Source organism: Pseudoalteromonas sp. SR41-8 (assembly GCF_014163915.1).
GTDB classification, from domain to species: domain Bacteria; phylum Pseudomonadota; class Gammaproteobacteria; order Enterobacterales; family Alteromonadaceae; genus Pseudoalteromonas; species Pseudoalteromonas rhizosphaerae.
The window spans coordinates 1-323 of sequence record NZ_JACJEE010000101.1; the positions used below are offsets into that span (position 1 = coordinate 1).

At 40.6% G+C, this 323-nt stretch carries 1 rRNA gene; it reads left to right on the forward strand.

The features are described from left to right. A 5S ribosomal RNA gene (gene rrf / locus H5162_RS21180) occupies positions 1-110 on the forward strand; the annotation flags it as partial. Between the last annotated feature and the right edge of the window lie 213 nt (positions 111-323).

A 323-nucleotide genomic window follows, 5' to 3' on the forward strand; every position in this document is an offset into this window, starting at 1 on the left:
TAACAATAGCGTTTTGGACCCACCTGACCCCATGCCGAACTCAGTAGTGAAACGAAACAGCGCCGATGATAGTGTAGCATTTGCTATGTGAAAGTAGGACATTGCCAGGCTCCAAATAAGAGAAAGCCGCTTCAGAAATGAAGCGGCTTTTTTACGTCTGTAGGAAAGCTAATGGCTTTGAGCTGTCAGCAGCGCAGTGTTATACCAATCGACTTAAATATTTAACCATTCTAGCGAGCTAAATAAAGCGCTAACTGCGTTATAATTTTTTCAAGTAGAACAACTACATGTCAAAATTTACGCCTTGTTATCACTGTATTTAT